We start from the raw sequence: 16,680 nt of genomic DNA, 5'->3' as shown, positions 1-16,680 counted from the left end.
TGGAGGCTTCTCCGTGTCTCTTTAAATGATAACCATGCCTGACAGGGATCACTTTACCCGTTCAGGCTGTTTTTATTATTTTTTGCATAACTCATGTTTCTTCTCCTAATAATATTTTTATCATCGGTGTCTTTTTTGAAAGGGGTGTATTCTATGAAGGACCGGACATTATTAAACCTATTTACTTTAGCTGGTGTTGGCGGAAGTTTATTTTTTTTATTGCGAAGAAAAGGTGACACAAAAGACTGGTTTCTCATTTTTTTCATTAAAACTTTGGTATCCACGATCATCGATGGGCCTATAATAAAAAGAAAATATGTGAAATATCCGCACCGTTACTTCCCTAAGTTTTTTGACTCTAATATAGTGTTTCTATACATACTGTTTCCTTTATCATGTGTTATGTACAATCAATTTACTTATAAAATGCAGACAGGAAAAACGCTCTTAAGCGTTTTTCTCTTCAGTGGGCCAATGACATTGATGGAGGGCTGGCTAGAAAAGAATACGAATTTAGTCGAGTATCACAAAGGTTGGAACAGCTATACCACTTTTGCAGTCCTTTCGTTTACTTTTATCCTAGTAAATAGAACCATTAAACTTATTCGTTTCTTAGATAAAAAAATCGGCCATACTGAAGACATGAAAAGTGAGTAGGACTTTTTGGCATACCAATTCATTCGTCTTCATTCCTGGAACGACAGAGGGGATAGTTCAGCTATCGGAAAAAAATGCATATCCACGAGACACCTGAAACCGTCTTCGATTCCAGGGAAAAGTATTTTCCCCCGAAGACTCCTAACCCCTTCTAATACCTTAAAAAAGTTGTAATCCCATACTCCGTCACTAATGTCAGATGGGAAAGCTCTTCAATCAAATTTTTTTCTTTGAGCATGAAGGTACCGTACACATTCTCATATGTACGACTACCGATGTTTATGGAAATTGGCTGAGGATCCATCTATCATTTTACGTATCGAATCCTGATACCAGTTTTGCACAGGAATGTGATATAACTCGATTACGTCTCCTAGCTCCATATAATGCTCTATATACGCCCAAAAGTTTTTATTCCCCAACCCTCTTGCCTCATAGAGATAAGACATTGTAAAAAATGGCTGCATGATCCCAATCCAATACGCATCCAAATCTTGCACAAAAAAAACTCACTCCCTGTTCAAAAAAGAACCCACCTTTTTCTTCTATCTCCCTTGGCATACTAAATGGCTTCGATGAGCCCAGAAACTGAATTTCAGTCAAAAGATCACTTCCTAATCAATGTAGTGCGAAAAAGACCTTTTGGGACAGAGGGTAGGTATTCCCGTCCCACAATACCACATATTTTCACTGTTAACGGGACAAAAGAAGGGTCCTCCCTCGGCTTTTCCATCAACAATGCTTATTGTTCTGTCCTTCTGCTTTTGCATTGTTTAATTAGAATAAATAATAGATATAATGCTAATCCGAGAAGAAGGATTCCATAACTTGTTGAAAGAATGCTCCCTTGTTCGTAAAAAGATTTATATATACCCAAAGGAAAAACAATGAGCATCGCTACAAATAAACTTGCATTTAATTTACACATTTTTTATCCTCCTACTATTCACGAGTTATGCCGTATCACAGAATCACATTTTCACCTCACACAAGACGCAGTATCCGACTTCTTATTCCGGAGAAACAAAGGGACGGTTCTGGCGTTTCATAAACTGTTAAAATATACAATTTACTGAAACAGAAGAACCGTCCCCACGTTCCCATTTAAACTATTACATCCCTTGACTCAGACGGCAAACACAATGTGAGCCGCCAAGTCCCGTCCCCCTTCTTTCTAAACAGCTCAAAGCTAAAACCTATTAAGACTGCCTTTTCAGTTCTTCAATGATCATTAATGTACATAACATAATAGTGGCACTAAGAAATATGATGGCAAAGATCAATCCGGCCATAGCCGAGTTGAAAACTCCGCTACTAACTGTTCCATCTCCACCTCCAAGACTTCCACCAATGAACATAGTAAAGACCAAACCTAAAATTAAAACTAAAGTAGAATAAAGATACTTTTTCATAAAAACTCACCCTTTTACCCTATATATTCCAGTTAATAATTGTAACATGATTTCCCATTTATTCATGATAAAAAAGGGCTGCCATCTACAATCTGAATGTAGAGACAACCCAATTTACAGAACATCCGCTCACAAGGGATTAACCCTCTTAATCCTAATCCAATTCGATATCAATGCTGTCCAATGCGGGATCATCAAAAGGATGCATTTTTCTTTTGTAGTACTTCACCGTTTTCCCATTGACTGCTTCTTCGTAAAGCGTGAGGAACCTTGTGACAGGGGTTTCTGGCATATACAATTCCGGATCAGTTGTATAGCTGAGAAGGTCTTCCTTTTTCGATTGTGCAAAATCATGGATCAAATCGCTTTTAAAACCATATTTCTCGTAAGTCCTGATGATTTCCATTAGCTGCTTGATTCGCGTTTCCGCTGGAAGGCCAAGATGGTATTCCACCCCTTCTCCCCCATCTGGATACTGGACTTTGCTAGTTTCAATCAGCTCCCAGCCTTCTTCAAGCAGCCGGCTCACCCGATTAATCTCAGTATGGACGAAAATCTTTAAATATTGTTTCATGCCAGGCACCTCCGTTATTTTTCGAAATACGAATTCAATGTATTTACCATCACCGCTTTATTTTCAGCAAACTGGCGATGGCGGTGGCCATTCCCACCTGAAGGGTGAGGAAAACCACTTAGGATACTTTCAGGTGCAAGGCGATTGTTGGTGACCAGAAATTCAAGCACCTTTTCGACGTTAACTCCCAATGGAATAATCGATGGATTCTTCAAGCTCTCCATTACCTACAACGGTTTAACAGTATAGGTATTCCCCGCATTCACACTCACGACATTATAGTAAGTCACTTTATCATTCGGGAACTTGACGGCATATGATATGCCGCCTCCATTGTCCTTCAATCCCTTTACCGTCACGGTGCTTGGAACGGGAATCGAGATGGCGGCAGGATTGTGCGCCAGTATGAGCTTCTCTTTCAGCGGCTGCCCATTCACAAGGATCTGGACTTCATCGTTGTCTTCACTGTTGAAATCCCAGATCAGCATTTTCGCGTCACCACCGGAATCCCCAACGGTGACCTCGAAATCCCTGGCGGTGATTCCTGCATTCGTTTCATCTGAGAACGGGGTTTCCCCTGCCATCGTAGACTTGCTGATTCGATTGGCGACTACCTCCTCTGCGCTTCCTTCTGAAGTGTAGCCTCCAGAAATCATGCTTAACCCAATCGCCAATACCACCGCTAAAATAATTCCAAAGAAGACAGACTTTCTATGGCTATGTTCATGGTAGATGATCTCCGGCTGCTCTTCTTCGTCGAACCCCGCTTGATTATCCATCTCATGAACAGAGTTTTTCTTTCCTTTTTTCAACATCGTAGTTCCCCCTTAACGAACCATCTTATAGCTAATCGGGTACTTATAATACCAATAGGATAGAAACGCTCTTCCTATCAAAATGGTAAGCACCGATAAACCGATGGCAACAGTTTTCCCAATGATCATCCGGTCTGCCCAGAGGTTTGCGAAGGTCAGGCTAAGATCCATCACAATAAAACTGACGAAGCACATCTGGAAGAATGGCAGAAGCACTGGGAACTTTCGATAAATCCAACTCAACGAATGGTACTTCATCGATAAAAAGAGAATGAAGCCCAGAAAAGCAATCACACCTAAGCCCATCCCAAGTCTTGGAGCTTCCAATTTATAAACATCAAGGAGATCCAGGAAGGTCATCAGCGGCCCAAAGACAATGACGAGGATCGTAACAGGGAAAAGGAAAATATAGAAAAACAGAGCCCATAAAAATTTGATGATCTTTTTCACCTTGCAACACCTCCAGCTTGTAAAAAGTCCTCATGCTTCAGCACCGTTAAATCCTCTATCGTTGGCTGGTCAATTTCGCTCAGCCTCAACGCATGCTGGCGGATCGCTGCTTCGCAGATATTTCTGGCCAGACGCCCATTGCCCGTAGAAACTCCGCCCTCAACTCGAGCAAATATGCCTCTTAAAGCCTCCGCTCCATCAGGGCTCAACTCATAACCCTTTGGCTTCAGAATACGGATAGAGATTTCCACCAGCTCATCAACAGAATAATCCTGGAAGGTAATCACATTCGGGAATCTTGAACGCAAGCCTGCGTTCGAATCCAGCAGCTGTTCCATATCTTCCTCATAACCTGCTAAAATCACAATCATATTTTCACGATGATCATCCATGAACTTGACAATTGTATCGATCGCTTCCTGTCCAAAATCCTGTCCATCACCCATAAGAGCATAAGCTTCATCGATGAACAAAATACCGCCCAGTGCCTTCTCCAGAACTTCACGCGTTTTAAGAGCCGTTTGGCCCACATAGCCTGCGACAAGTCCGGAACGATCCGTTTCCACGATATGATCCAGCTTGATAACCCCCAGCTCCTTCAGCCTTCGGGCAAGAATCCTCGCTATCGTGGTTTTTCCAGTTCCCGGGTTACCTTTGAAAACCATATGCAGGGATTGGGCACCCATATCCGGCAGTCCCATCGCTTTTCTTTTATTCGCCACTTCAATCTGCGCGGATAGCGAACGGACAAATGTTTTAACCTCATCAAGACCGATGACGGCATCCAATTCTTTTAATGCATTAACTTTCGGCTGATGATCCAGCAATCCAAAGTCATCAATATTCAATAGGTTCAATTCTTCTGGGCTGACATTCTCAGCCTCAACAATCCTGACCGCCTGGTTCCGGATTGCAGCCTCCAGCGTGTTCCTCACCAAACGCCCATTGCCGCTGTCATTTTTCCCAGGAATCTGCTTTTTCTCATAAAATTGGGCTAACGTTTGCTGCACATCGACATCGAGATTGAATCCCTTTGCTTTTGCCTGGATTTCCGTTATCCTCGTAAGCTGTTCCGCTGTATAGTCCGGGAACTCAATCTTCAATGGAAAACGTGAGCCCAACCCCGGATTACTTCGCAAAAACTGCTCCATTTCATCGGTGTATCCAGCCAGAATCACCACCAGGTCGTTCCGGTGATTTTCAATCAATCTGACGAGGGTATCGATTGCTTCTTTACCAAAGCCTCCGCCCTGTACGCCTTCTTCCACAAGACTATAAGCTTCATCGATAAATAAAACCCCGCCTAACGCAGACTGGACAACCTCAGTAGTTTTGACCGCTGTCTGACCCATATATTCGGCCACGAGATTGCTCCGGTCCACTTCAATCAGATGCCCTCTTTTCAAAAGCCCCATCGATTTAAGCATCTCGGCAAGCATTCGTGCCATCGTCGTCTTTCCTGTTCCCGGATTTCCTGAAAATACGATATTTAAAGTCTGAGTCTGCTCAGTCAGAATCCCGGCCTTTTTCCGCTTTTCATTCGCACGGATTTGTTTTTCCAGGCTTCTGATAAAGTCCTTCACATTATCGAGACCAATGATGTTCGCAAACGCTGGCTCCAGCTCGAATTGCGGGCGCTCGGCAATGCCGAAATCCTCGGCTGTTAAAAGCTTATAATCCCGCGCACCTGATTCCTGGTTGAGGCGCACTGCTTGTTTCCGGATCGCATCCTCCAGCATATTGCGGACAAGACGTCCGTTGCCGGCATCATTCCGCCCGGAAATCTGTTTGGAATTAAATAACTCAAGGAGCTGCTCTTTAATGGCCGTGTCGATTGTAAAGTCCTTCGCCTTCGCCATCCCTTCCAAAATCTCATACATCTCTTCGGAAGTATAATCCGGGAACTCGATAATATAAGGGAACCTCGATTGAAGACCGGGATTCATTTTCAGGAAATCCTCCATCTCATTCGTGTATCCGGCAAGGACCATGACCAGATTGTCCCGGTGATCCTCCATTCCCTTTACCAAAGTATCAATGGCTTCCATTCCAAACGGATCCTGCTTATTTCTCGACAGGGCATACGCTTCATCAATGAATAGGACGCCGCCAAGAGAACGCTCAATGGCTGCATTGGTTTTAGGCGCAGTCGAACCAAGGTACTCCCCGACAAGATCCTGCCTCGCTGCCTCTACCAATTGTCCCTGGGAAATTAATCCCATCGCTTTTAAAATCCGAGAAACGAGCCGCGCTACGGTTGTTTTCCCCGTTCCCGGATTCCCGGTGAACACCATATGTATCGCCATCTTGCCAGCCGTCTTGTACCCGGCCTCCTGCCTCATCTTTTCCGCCTTCACCGTTTCCAGCAGTTCATGAACCGCTCTTTTTACCGTATGCAAACCGGTCAAAGCATTAAGCTCTTCAAGCAGGTCTTCTATTTTTTCCTCTTCCACCATTGGAATCGATTTTAATAAGAAGCTTTGCTGTCCTTTTGCCGCCAGCAAATCATCCTGCTGCAGCTGAATCTGGACGAAGTCTCCCGCCAGTAAAGTTCCTCTTGACCTTAAATCGACTAGCCCCTGATAAAAATCCTTTTCTACCAAACTCTCGATTGCTTCACCATATTTCTTTGTCACCATAATCCGTTCGACCAAACCTGGAAAAACATCTTGTTGAATTGATACATTCAGCTGTGTTTGGCTTTCGAGCCTGCGGGCAGCAGCCTGAAGCTTCCCTCTTAAAATCGCCTCGACATCCGCCGGCATCAGCGGTGCTGAAATCGCATAGGATTGTACTCCTTTTAAAATAGGAGAAGGGATTTTATTCGCTACCTCAGCAGGAAGCTGTCCATGCACTTCCTCTTTCAAATCGACATCACTGTAAAAAACAAGAAAATAATTGGAGGCATCAACCATCAGACTGTTTGATGTCCGGAAATAGCCCTGCTGGACCAGCCTGGAAACATACTTAAGAACCTCTGCATTGGCTTTATCCATTCCCAGAAAACAAACCGTCCCAATTCCATACTCAAAAGCAGCGGAACAATCCAGGACGAAATTGCTGTGAATATCCTCCTCTGTGTAATTCCGCAAATCAATCGTCGCAACCCGTTTATAAGGAACAAGTTTTTTCTTATAAAGCTGATCGACCAGCAGCTGCAATGTCGTATACTTTCCAGTCCCCGCTGGCCCTGCCAGCAGGATCGTATTTTGAACCGTGCCTTTCTCTCTCTTAAAAAAGGCTTTCTTATATGAAACTAGCAGCTCATCAATGAATGCTCCCTGGCGCAAAATCCTGCTATTCAGTTCCTTCTTGATCTCAGCAAAAATCGTATCCAACTCTTCATTGGACCGATTCAAGCCCATCTGCTTCATACCGTACTTAGCATCCTTCACTACTTCCCCGACACCACCAGCAGAATGAGGAACATGCTGAGGACTGCCACCAACCGATTCCGTTCTCAACGCACCAGGATGAACCATCGCCTGCGCCTGTCCGCCCAACTTCTGCTTCTTGCCCCTGAATCCCTTCGCCTGCACATAATCAACTAACTGAAACTCAGGCAGTAAAATACGAAGCCATCTTTGGAAACCCATGATCCAACCTCACCTTACATATAATTTACTACTAATAATTTTAAACCAATAAATAACAATTACAATTAAATTTTCCAAATAATAAAGACAGCGGGACGGAGCCGCTGTCTTACATGTTGGTATTTTTCTTGAGTCTCACACTCAAGCTCCTTTATTACCCATGCGCTTTTCCCAATTCGACTTTAATTCAGGTGTCGCATGTGGGACTAGATAGTCCTGTATAACCTGGTTCACCTTTTCCTCGCCTACCAGGTTATACGTAGGAAATTTGATTTTCTTTTTGTTTGTGGTTTGGACAACAATGTACTTTAAGCTGGATCCGCTCCATTTGATATCTTTGATTTCACTAATTCGAACACTTTCTTTACGACCTTTTAACAATTCAGACTCAATCGTTAATAAGATCTTGCCTGAAAGGATGACACTTATGAGCTTGAGTAAGATGGAGCCGGAAAAAATCAGTCCGATCAATCCGATCACGATACTTAAAAAGCCTCTTACGAAACCTGAATCAGGCACTACAACAAACAGAACAAAGGCAGAAAGCCAAGTGCCAAATAAAGCAGATGACAGCATGCAGCCGGCACCTGGATTTGTGTAGAGGATCTCGACCTTTCCTTCTGAAACTTTTATATTATGTTCTTCCATATTAAGGTCACCTTTCACATCCATATAGTAGAAAAGCTTACAGTGCTAATCGCTTTAGCCTGCAAGCTTCTATAAATCTATGCGCCTCTATTGCTCATACGCTTATTCCAGTTCTCCTTAAATTCTGGAGTTGCATATGGAACTACATAATCCTCGATCACCTTGTTCACTTTTTCTTCTGGAACGAGATTGTAAGAAGATAATTTGATGGTCTTTTTGTTTGTCGTTTTGATTGCCAGATACTTCAATGAACTGCCAGCCCATTTCATATCTGTGATTTCATCAATCCGGACTGCCTTGTTTTTTCCTTTAAAATACCCATTCTGAACTGTATATACTGCCTTTCCGGTTAGTACGGCTCTTAAAACCTTTAACAGCATCGTTCCAAAAAACAATAAGCCAATTACTCCAATGATAATTCCGGTAAAAGACCTAACCAACCCTGAAGTAGGGACTATGTACAATAAAATAAAGAGAGATGCTACCAACAGAGATCCACCGCCAATCAGCATACAGCCTGCCCCTCCGCTGGTATAGACTACTTCAACTCGATTATCGTAAACTTTTATATTATTCTCTTGAATTTCATTTTCCATATTGCATCTTTCCCAATGATCCTCCATTGCGACGAGTATTCGTGGATCAACGCTGCTTCGTACTCCGGAAACCCTATTCCCGATACTTTGCAGTCTGCTAATCGTTTGACTCAAACCCCTTCATTGATGTTGAATACAATTTTTGAAGACAAGGACCGTCACTTCCTGTTTAAAAAATTTACAAACAACACCAATGAGTTGGTGAAGTTTTCCATACTTTATTATAATTGAGAATGTTTTTTAATTAAATATCATTTCCTGAATATAGGTTAAAAGGATGATTTAACCATTTAGAAATCAAGGTCTTTTTACCCAATACTTCCGCTGACTAAACCTGGTTTCTTAACAAAAACCCTCTTCACCACTGTAAAAATAAGTTTCTCTCCAGAATTCAGTTCTGCAACTAACGAGCACAGTTATCGTGGGTAGAGAAAAGTATGGTTTTTATTAGAAACGATAATGGTTTGATATTCTATTTAATCCATTTTGAGTTATAGTTACTTTAACAGAAGATTTAAAGATGAGGGTGTGATGAAATTGCTTTTGAAAAAAAGTGCATTGAAAGGTGAAAAAAGCGGGGTTACCTTTATGAATGGAAAAGTCCGTTTCCAGGGTGTAGCTTTAAATGTTTATTGTTATGCCGTAGACGGGATTTTAATTGATACTGGGGCACAATCCTTGAAAAAATATTTTGAAGCCTTCATCAATGAGGTGAATTTTCATCAGGTGATGCTGACTCATTTTCATGAAGACCATACGGGCTGTGCCGCATATGTTGCCAAATCAACACAGCATCCTATCTATTTAAACCAAAAGTCCATTCAGGCTTGCAGCGAGAAGGCGGATTATCCCTTATACCGGCAGCTTTTCTGGGGACGGAGAAAACCGTTCCTCGCTCAAGCAATGCCCGATACATTCACTTCCAACACCGCAACCTGGGATGCCATCGACACGCCCGGCCATGCGCATGATCATAAGACTTTTTTAAATCGGGAAACAGGTCAATTGTTCACGGGTGATTTATTTGTTCAGGAGCGCACCAAGGTGGTGATGACAGACGAAAGCATCCCGCAAATCATCGACTCCTTAAAACGGGTATTAACCTATGACTTCGAGGAGATGTTTTGCAGTCATGCAGGATACATAGAAAATGGGCGCGCCGCTCTAACCCGCAAGCTCGATTACCTGCAGTCCATCCAACATGATGTCCTCACGCTCCATGAAAAAGGTGAATCTGCCAATGAGATATGTAAAAAACTATTTCCTAAAAAGTACCCGATCATAAAGTTCTCCGGAGGCGAGTGGGACTCCCGGCACATAGTAAGCTCCATTTTAAGCGGGCACCAATAAAGAACTGGTCACAGTCCATCAAGTTTTCTACAAGACGTTTGAAACGAGGGACATCCCCTTGTTCCGTTAAAATTTAATCCCTGTGTTTTTCGTGATATCATCACTGATGATTCCAATTCCTTTTATGTTTTCGCTCTCCACTTCAGGTTGAATCGAGGGGTTAAAAGGATATGTTTTCCCATCAAACTTTAAAACCCGGTAACTTGGTTCAATCCCTCCTCCGGCAACATACATAAGGATGTCTTTCCAGCCATTTGTTTCGACTTTACTGATTATGACAGGCGATCTGACTAAACTAAAACGGGAGATGACTTCATATCCGCCATTGGCATGTTCTAGAACAAGGCCGCTGCAGCCTCCTGTACCACACACAACAGGACCTGTCAGATAGACAAATGTCTCAGAAACTCCATCCCCGTTCAAGTCAATGCGATTATAATAATACCGCACCTTGTCCTCTCCTCGTTTAATCCCAAATTCTGTACTGAACGCTTCTTCCAATTCAGGGTCCGGCTTCGTTTCTGATTTAATATAGGTTACATTCTTTAATTGCTGATCTTGAATAGCCCCCACTTCGGCTAGAGCTCCCTGAGCAAATAAGAAAATCCCACAACAAACAATCAAAGCAGGCAAAACCGTCATTCCCAATCCAGCCTTGAAAATCCGCTTCATATGTTACTCCTCCTCTTCGTTCATCTCTCTTAATAGAGTGACCTAATTCATATAAGACAACTCACAAATCTATGAAAAGAGCGAGATTATAGAAGCAGAGGGATGGACCTTTTGCTGTCCAAAAATCGATCACGAAAAGGGAGCAAAAGGTATGTCCCCTTGCTCCGTAACGTTTTAGTAAAATTCGCTTAAAAACACAATTATGAGACACTAGTCCCTTGATATGCCTCACATCGAGTCTAAGAAGGATTCTTTTTGGAGAGAATTCTATTAAAAGGTAGAAGAAGGTTTGTAGACATGTATTTATTATTGGTCATTGTGGTATACATTGCACTTGCAAAAAGATTTGTGAATTGGAAAAGGTGGAAGGAATACTACCCCACGGTTCAGTTCTATATTATCTGTAATTTATTATATAACTTCCTCTTTTATCAACATACTTTATGGAAGTATAAAGCTGTTACCGTAGATTGGCTAAATCACACACTGATCGAGATTGCCTTTACATTTTTAATTGTGCCTGTCGTGTTGATGATTTACCTTGAATATTTTCCAAAAGGAAAGTTTAAAGGAACTTTATATGTAATGATTTGGGTGGCGTATTTCTCTGTCATAGAAATACTCTTCCAGGCAAAGGGACTGTTTGTTTATGAAAATGGCTGGAATACTTGGTGGTCAATTTTATTCAACATCATTACTTTCATTGTCATTAAAATCCACTTCAAGAACACCTTAGCAGCATTCCTGGTGTCCGCACCAATTATTGCAGTTCTCTTATTGTTTTTTCACCCAGCGTTACACGATTTGAAATAGAAGGTGATGCGATGGATTCTCTATCCACTCCATTATTCATAATTTTTCTCTTTAGCATTTACATAGGCATGGCACTGTACTTAGAAAAATTAAGGAAAAGAAAATAACAGGGCTGCAGGAACACTTTCACTAACTCACTATTTTTTTTTGGGGACGCTGGAACAAAGAGACAAAGGGACGGTTCTACTGTCTCACGAAACGTTTAAACCGTCTCCTTAGCCCAATCATCAAGATACAGTTTCGTCCTCGTGAAATTCAGCTACACTTGGATTAAGTTCCAAGAACATCGGCATGTGATCACTTAACTTAATCCATTCTTCGTACGACCCAATTTCCAACTTACTTGTCTGTTTAAGAATAGATTCGGAAGCGAAAATAAAATCTATATGAAATGGGCTAGCTTTGTCCTTCCTAAAGTAATGCGTTGGCAGAGTTTCAAGTCCATGTTCTTCATTATGAGAATGATGATAGGCACTCCTAACATTTACTTTGTCCAGAAGGTCAACTACCTCGGAGTGATTCCCAACCCGTTTAATATGATCAAATATTTTATTACTGTTCCAGTCACCTGCAATGATACATGGCTCATTCAGTAATGATTCATAATAATTCAAAGCCAGAAAAACTTGTCCTATGTAACTATCAAATCTACTTTTGGTAAGTTGAGACCAAACTGCAAACAAAATGAAACTCTGCTTACCAGTAACGATTAAAGGAATAATATAACGAAATTCTTTGTTATAGAATGGATGTAATTCGATATGAAGGTTATCATTAAAATTTAATATTCCGATTCCCTTGTTTAAATTGTCACCGAACCAGAGGAATTGATTAATCTCTTGAAGGCGGTTACTAGCTCTCCATTTCGCTGGAGCTTCACATTCTGGGATTACTAAAATATCTGCATTGAATGGGAGTAAACTTTCAATTTTATCCCTAAATTTCATTGAAGCATTCCATGTAATTAACTTCATGTTACAACTCCTTCAACACTATCCCTAAAATGTATTTATATTTGTTCCTCTAACGATATTTCCCATCTTATAACTCTCATTCATCCCGTTATGCGAAAGTACTGTCCATTTCATTCTAATCAAAATTTAGTTATTTTTTCCATTATATCAAATAAAAGCTTAAATATAGCAGGTATTAGAACGAAAGAATAAGAGAGGATACTTAACAGCAAGGAGAAGGATCATGTTATTATTTCTAAATTTCTTGAAGAAGCAGAAGACAGAGACACATTCTGAAAAAGCGAGAACTACCAATCCAAAACAGGTTGCCGTAAGAAAAGGGGAAATTGGAGAATACAAAATTGATATACAGCTAGATCAGTTGTCAAAGGATTGCCGCTACTTGAGTGACCTGCTAATCAAGAACCCAAAGGCAAAGTCAGGTTATTCACAAATCGACCATGTAGTGCTGACACCATACGGCATCTTTGTAATTGAAACGAAAAACTATCAAGGAACGATTTACGGCGGGAAAGACAGAAAAACATGGTCAGTCAATGGAAAGTTCAAAATGATGAACCCGTTTATCCAAAACTACGGACATATAAAAGCACTATCATCCTTGATTGATCAAAAGTATAAGGAGTTCTTTGTATCACTTGTTTCCTTTACTAAGCGAGCTACATTTAAAGTTGATTTAGATTTCCGGAAAATACAGTCAAACGAACTCATTGTCTACGATATCGAGCTATCTGAGTTCATTCATCGGAAAGTTTCCGTATTAAAGATTAAACACAAAGAACCTCTCTTAAGCGAGAGGGAGATTTCTGTGATTTACGATGTCTTTTTAAATGTAAATATTAAAGACCCTGCCATTAAACGAGCACACGAGCAGGCATTGAAGGCTGATACTACAGACACCACCACTCAAGCAACTTGTTCAATCTGTAATAATTCCGTGTCAGATAAAGTTAAATCATATTGTTTATCAAACCAAAAATTCAATGGGAAGATTTATTGTTATGAGCATCAGAAGGATGTTTATTAACAGTTATTAAAAGGTTATTAAGGAAAAAAGCTTGGGATGTTCCCAAGCCTTTTGTTAGATATATGAATTATAGTCACTGTCGGCAAACTCGATGAAACCGAATTTGTCGATAGTTTTTATTTTATTTATTTACGCTATAAATAGAATGAATTTTACTTTTCCGTTTCTTTTTTTTCACCAAGAACCGCTTCTCTAGTTTCTTCTACTCTTATAATTGATTCTTGATCGGACTTTTCAAAAACAATATCTCTGACATGTTTTTTTAACTCTGATTTGTCGAATAATGTTTCTTTAAGAGAATCATTTGTTAATTTGTATCCTTCACGAACTTTGCTTTTATCATCAAGGATATCTTGGATGCCTTGATTTATCGCATCTTCATAAATCAACTTTCGGTACTCCTCAGTGTATTCCTTTCTAAATACTCCTACAAAACTATCAAAATAACTCTTGTCAAACATAGGAATATAAGCTAATTCTAATGCTGGTGCTTTAATGTGTAAAATCTTGGATTTTTCATCAAAATAAAAATCTTCTTTTTCTATATTTTTCAAATCATAACCAAGCATAAAATAACCAAACAAATGAATATTGTATTCTTTTCCGAAAAGATACTTACCGAATTTTTTGCCTGTTGTTTCAAGCCAAATATCATCATCTTGATTTTTTAAAAATTCATAAGTGTCATCTTCAGTGTAATTGAAGTCTTGAACATCCTCATATCCGAAATGTTTGCTGATTTCTCTTACCTTATCGTATGCGATATTTTCTATGATGACCTCACCTTCTATTGCTGTCGTTGGTTTAACTACTTTTTTTTCACCTTTCAAGAGCATATATGTTCCTGCTGATCCAACGGAGGCACAAAGCAAAGCAAAAATAATGGTAATAACAATTCTATTCTTGGAAGCTTGCTTCTTATTAACTCTATATTCTGGCATAATTTTTCTCTTCTCCTCATTATTTTTATATATCTATATAACAGATTTTCATATATTCAAACTCAATTTCTGGTATTCAGAGATTTTGGTTTCCATATTCAACTTAAAGTAATTTGTATTGTCATCTTACCTATTTTCAGACTGCCTCGTATCCAGTTTAAATAGCTTCTTTATCTATTATAAAAAAATAAGTAGCTCCATCTTTAGAATACGATTATAATTTCCTCTTCAACCATTGAATAACATTGTCTTGCGTTAAATTACCTCTTCCATTCTTCGTTCTACTGATACGATATATATGAATTACATTGTTTTCTTTAGAAAAGTAAATCCTTCCTACAGAGTCAGTTCCAAAGGGATATTCAAGAATATTTTTTTTCTTCGTTTGTATAGTGTTCTGTCGAATTCTTGAGATAGCTAAAGGGTAGTGGTAATTAAGTTGTGCTATTGCCGCCTCTATCTTCAAACGGTCTGAAGATGTAACTTGAAAGAAATCACTAAAGAATTCCGGATAAAATTTACAATCTTTATATAACAATACGAATCTTGGCTCGTATTCTCTTTCCAAGACCGCCTTTTCTTCTTCTGTTAAAACAACAGCTTCACCCTTATCTGCCTTAATAATTGAAATTTCATTTTGTTTATCGACTAATTCATATTCGAGTTCCTTTAGAAGTTCATCGTATTCTATTAAATCCTTGGTGAAAGTTTCCTGTAATTCCGTTAATAACTTGTTCGCATTCTGTGTCTCTGCAACTGAAGTTTCGTACATTTCTAAGTAATTTTTCTCTAATTGTCTTAATTGTTCTATTTTCTTTTCCAACGCTCCAATTTGATTATTGGACTTTTTGAGTTCATTCTCTTTAATATGAAGTTGAGATTTTATTAAATCCTTTTCTTTCTTATTTTCTTCCAACAGAATATTCGCTTGATTCAGTTCTCCACTTAACTTACTTAATTCGGTAATTTTCAATAATAAGCTTTTTTCTAGTTCCTGATACTCTTTCCTATAGTGTTTATTTTCTTCTCTTAATCTACTTTCCTCATTAATTTTTTCTTCATAGTTGTTTTGCAACTCCGCTAATAACGTTTCGTATCTCTCTATTTCCTCTTTTGTCTTACTTTCCTTTAAACGCTGTTCATAAATTAGAGCTTGTTCTCTTAATTCTTTTATTTCTATCTCTAACTGGCTGGTTCTATTTTCGTTTTCTTTAAGCTTTGACTTAGCTTCGTCATATTTTGATCTAATTAAATTCCTATCTTGTTCAAGTCTTTGTTTATCTTGAGTAAGCTTATTTATATTCTTTTGTTTATCTTCAATTTTTTGTTCTAACTCGTAATAACTTCGTTGGCTAGAAATTAAATCATCTAATTTTGAGCTTAATTCATTCCTTAATAAGTCAAGTTCTCGAGAATTATGATCATTGCTTAATTCATTAATTTTTTCTCTTAATTGATTTACTTCTTGTTCTTTTCTATTAATTTCCTTTAGTAATTTATCTCTATTAATAAGATATTGCTTTAACTTTTCTTGTTGTTCCAATAAAATCCTTAAAGTTCTTGTCAATTGAAAATCAATTCTGTTCAATAAAATGGACAATACCTTTTGCCCTTTTTCAAACGTAAGCTTAATTTTTGGAACCATTTCTTTTTTTATATCTTCAATAAAGCTTTTCATCTGTTCCTCTTCAATAGTTTATTTTGTTAGATATATCAATATATATATCGACAAATATTGGATAATTGTAAATTAGGATAGCATACATAGTCTGTTTTATTTAAAAATAATAAAAAGCTCATCTGGATATGAGCTTTTCAAATAATAAAGTTCCAAATTTTAAATCCGCTTTTAGTTTCTCTTACCTTGTATAAGCACTCTTCACAGAAAACGCCATTTTCATAAAAAGAGCTGCTCCCGCGATTGCTTTCATACCCGTGATTGACATTAGGGGAATAAAAATTGATACTTTCGCCACACTTGCTCCTCCGAACACTGTTAGCATAGTGAAGTATTGCTTTTGGTTTATTTCCTTATTGATATACCTCTTTGTTAAGGAAGCAGCGATCAGGCTGATAAACCAGGCACATAATCCCACAAGGATTGATCATCCAGCATGTGATCAACCACTGCATCTATGTTCAATTGCTGATTGAG

The 16,680-nt window shown here is 39.2% G+C and carries 17 protein-coding genes; 4 read left to right on the top strand and 13 right to left on the bottom strand.

What is annotated here, in order from left to right; all coding sequences use genetic code 11:
* Positions 1-93 precede the first annotated feature (93 nt).
* Positions 94-657 (top strand): CBO0543 family protein, encoded by a 564-nt coding sequence (locus tag CD004_RS24570; protein ID WP_324782469.1) that lies wholly within the window; start codon positions 94-96, stop codon positions 655-657.
* Between the two features lie 269 nt (positions 658-926).
* Here the strand turns inward: CD004_RS24570 and CD004_RS01765 are convergent, their stop codons facing one another.
* The 9 genes from CD004_RS01765 to CD004_RS01720 all read right to left on the bottom strand — a co-directional run bounded on the left by CD004_RS01765 (position 927) and on the right by CD004_RS01720 (position 8,862).
* On the bottom strand, positions 927-1,157 hold the full coding sequence (locus tag CD004_RS01765) for a hypothetical protein (protein ID WP_102261192.1): 231 nt from the start codon (positions 1,155-1,157) through the stop codon (positions 927-929).
* A gap of 699 nt (positions 1,158-1,856) precedes the next feature.
* Positions 1,857-2,069, bottom strand: a complete 213-nt coding sequence (locus CD004_RS01755) for a hypothetical protein (RefSeq protein ID WP_102261190.1) — start codon at positions 2,067-2,069, stop codon at positions 1,857-1,859.
* 154 nt (positions 2,070-2,223) lie between these two features.
* A complete protein-coding gene (locus CD004_RS01750; RefSeq protein ID WP_102261189.1) occupies positions 2,224-2,643 on the bottom strand; it encodes a hypothetical protein in 420 nt (139 codons plus the stop codon).
* Between the two features lie 14 nt (positions 2,644-2,657).
* A complete protein-coding gene (locus tag CD004_RS01745; protein ID WP_102261188.1) occupies positions 2,658-2,858 on the bottom strand; it encodes a hypothetical protein in 201 nt (66 codons plus the stop codon).
* A 12-nt stretch (positions 2,859-2,870) separates the two neighbouring features.
* Positions 2,871-3,458, bottom strand: coding sequence for a hypothetical protein (locus CD004_RS01740; protein WP_102261187.1), 588 nt, complete (start codon positions 3,456-3,458; stop codon positions 2,871-2,873).
* 12 nt (positions 3,459-3,470) lie between these two features.
* Entirely contained in the window at positions 3,471-3,908 is a 438-nt protein-coding gene (locus CD004_RS01735) for a hypothetical protein (protein WP_102261186.1), read from the bottom strand.
* The gene (locus CD004_RS01730) at positions 3,905-7,504 is read right to left on the bottom strand and encodes an AAA family ATPase (protein WP_102261185.1); all 3,600 of its coding nucleotides are present in this window, start codon (positions 7,502-7,504) and stop codon (positions 3,905-3,907) included. The genes CD004_RS01735 and CD004_RS01730 overlap by 4 nt, the downstream gene beginning before the upstream one ends.
* A gap of 141 nt (positions 7,505-7,645) precedes the next feature.
* The gene (locus CD004_RS01725; RefSeq protein WP_102261184.1) at positions 7,646-8,152 is read right to left on the bottom strand and encodes a DUF5381 family protein; all 507 of its coding nucleotides are present in this window, start codon (positions 8,150-8,152) and stop codon (positions 7,646-7,648) included.
* Between the two features lie 77 nt (positions 8,153-8,229).
* Positions 8,230-8,862 carry a DUF5381 family protein gene (locus tag CD004_RS01720; protein WP_158651456.1) on the bottom strand — a complete coding sequence of 211 codons (633 nt, stop codon included), beginning with the start codon at positions 8,860-8,862 and terminating at the stop codon, positions 8,230-8,232.
* A gap of 423 nt (positions 8,863-9,285) precedes the next feature.
* On the opposite strand from CD004_RS01720, the gene CD004_RS01715 reads away from it, so the two are divergent.
* Entirely contained in the window at positions 9,286-10,098 is an 813-nt protein-coding gene (locus tag CD004_RS01715; RefSeq protein ID WP_407657675.1) for an MBL fold metallo-hydrolase, read from the top strand.
* A gap of 66 nt (positions 10,099-10,164) precedes the next feature.
* Here the strand turns inward: CD004_RS01715 and CD004_RS01710 are convergent, their stop codons facing one another.
* A complete protein-coding gene (locus CD004_RS01710; protein WP_102261181.1) occupies positions 10,165-10,770 on the bottom strand; it encodes a hypothetical protein in 606 nt (201 codons plus the stop codon).
* 297 nt (positions 10,771-11,067) lie between these two features.
* Between CD004_RS01710 and CD004_RS01705 the strand changes: the two genes are divergently transcribed.
* Positions 11,068-11,583, top strand: a complete 516-nt coding sequence (locus CD004_RS01705; protein WP_102261180.1) for a CBO0543 family protein — start codon at positions 11,068-11,070, stop codon at positions 11,581-11,583.
* Between the two features lie 227 nt (positions 11,584-11,810).
* On the opposite strand, the gene CD004_RS01700 is transcribed toward CD004_RS01705, so the two are convergent.
* Positions 11,811-12,557 carry an endonuclease/exonuclease/phosphatase family protein gene (locus tag CD004_RS01700; protein ID WP_102261179.1) on the bottom strand — a complete coding sequence of 249 codons (747 nt, stop codon included), beginning with the start codon at positions 12,555-12,557 and terminating at the stop codon, positions 11,811-11,813.
* Between the two features lie 223 nt (positions 12,558-12,780).
* Between CD004_RS01700 and CD004_RS01695 the strand changes: the two genes are divergently transcribed.
* Positions 12,781-13,584, top strand: coding sequence for a nuclease-related domain-containing protein (locus tag CD004_RS01695; protein WP_102261178.1), 804 nt, complete (start codon positions 12,781-12,783; stop codon positions 13,582-13,584).
* A gap of 152 nt (positions 13,585-13,736) precedes the next feature.
* Here CD004_RS01695 and CD004_RS01690 read toward each other — a convergent pair whose 3' ends face one another.
* Both CD004_RS01690 and CD004_RS01685 read right to left on the bottom strand, forming a co-directional pair.
* Positions 13,737-14,525 carry a hypothetical protein gene (locus CD004_RS01690; protein WP_102261177.1) on the bottom strand — a complete coding sequence of 263 codons (789 nt, stop codon included), beginning with the start codon at positions 14,523-14,525 and terminating at the stop codon, positions 13,737-13,739.
* A 214-nt stretch (positions 14,526-14,739) separates the two neighbouring features.
* Positions 14,740-16,203 carry a coiled-coil domain-containing protein gene (locus CD004_RS01685; protein WP_102261176.1) on the bottom strand — a complete coding sequence of 488 codons (1,464 nt, stop codon included), beginning with the start codon at positions 16,201-16,203 and terminating at the stop codon, positions 14,740-14,742.
* Between the last annotated feature and the right edge of the window lie 477 nt (positions 16,204-16,680).

The sequence above is a fragment of the Mesobacillus jeotgali genome (genome assembly GCF_002874535.1).
Lineage (GTDB): Bacteria > Bacillota > Bacilli > Bacillales > Cytobacillaceae > Mesobacillus > Mesobacillus jeotgali.
The sequence above is the reverse complement of the archived record's forward strand: the minus strand, read 5'-3'. Positions and strand labels throughout refer to the sequence as shown.

Bases quoted from the DNA above. Each gene is read 5' to 3' on its own strand.
- CD004_RS24570 (WP_324782469.1), top strand. From the start codon at position 94: ATGTTTCTTCTCCTAATAATATTTTTATCATCGGTGTCTTTTTTGAAA.
- CD004_RS01755 (WP_102261190.1), bottom strand. From the start codon at position 2,069: ATGAAAAAGTATCTTTATTCTACTTTAGTTTTAATTTTAGGTTTGGTC.
- CD004_RS01750 (WP_102261189.1), bottom strand. From the start codon at position 2,643: ATGAAACAATATTTAAAGATTTTCGTCCATACTGAGATTAATCGGGTG.
- CD004_RS01740 (WP_102261187.1), bottom strand. From the start codon at position 3,458: ATGTTGAAAAAAGGAAAGAAAAACTCTGTTCATGAGATGGATAATCAA.
- CD004_RS01730 (WP_102261185.1), bottom strand. From the start codon at position 7,504: ATGGGTTTCCAAAGATGGCTTCGTATTTTACTGCCTGAGTTTCAGTTA.
- CD004_RS01725 (WP_102261184.1), bottom strand. From the start codon at position 8,152: ATGGAAGAACATAATATAAAAGTTTCAGAAGGAAAGGTCGAGATCCTC.
- CD004_RS01710 (WP_102261181.1), bottom strand. From the start codon at position 10,770: ATGAAGCGGATTTTCAAGGCTGGATTGGGAATGACGGTTTTGCCTGCT.
- CD004_RS01705 (WP_102261180.1), top strand. From the start codon at position 11,068: ATGTATTTATTATTGGTCATTGTGGTATACATTGCACTTGCAAAAAGA.
- CD004_RS01700 (WP_102261179.1), bottom strand. From the start codon at position 12,557: ATGAAGTTAATTACATGGAATGCTTCAATGAAATTTAGGGATAAAATT.
- CD004_RS01695 (WP_102261178.1), top strand. From the start codon at position 12,781: ATGTTATTATTTCTAAATTTCTTGAAGAAGCAGAAGACAGAGACACAT.
- CD004_RS01690 (WP_102261177.1), bottom strand. From the start codon at position 14,525: ATGCCAGAATATAGAGTTAATAAGAAGCAAGCTTCCAAGAATAGAATT.
- CD004_RS01685 (WP_102261176.1), bottom strand. From the start codon at position 16,203: ATGAAAAGCTTTATTGAAGATATAAAAAAAGAAATGGTTCCAAAAATT.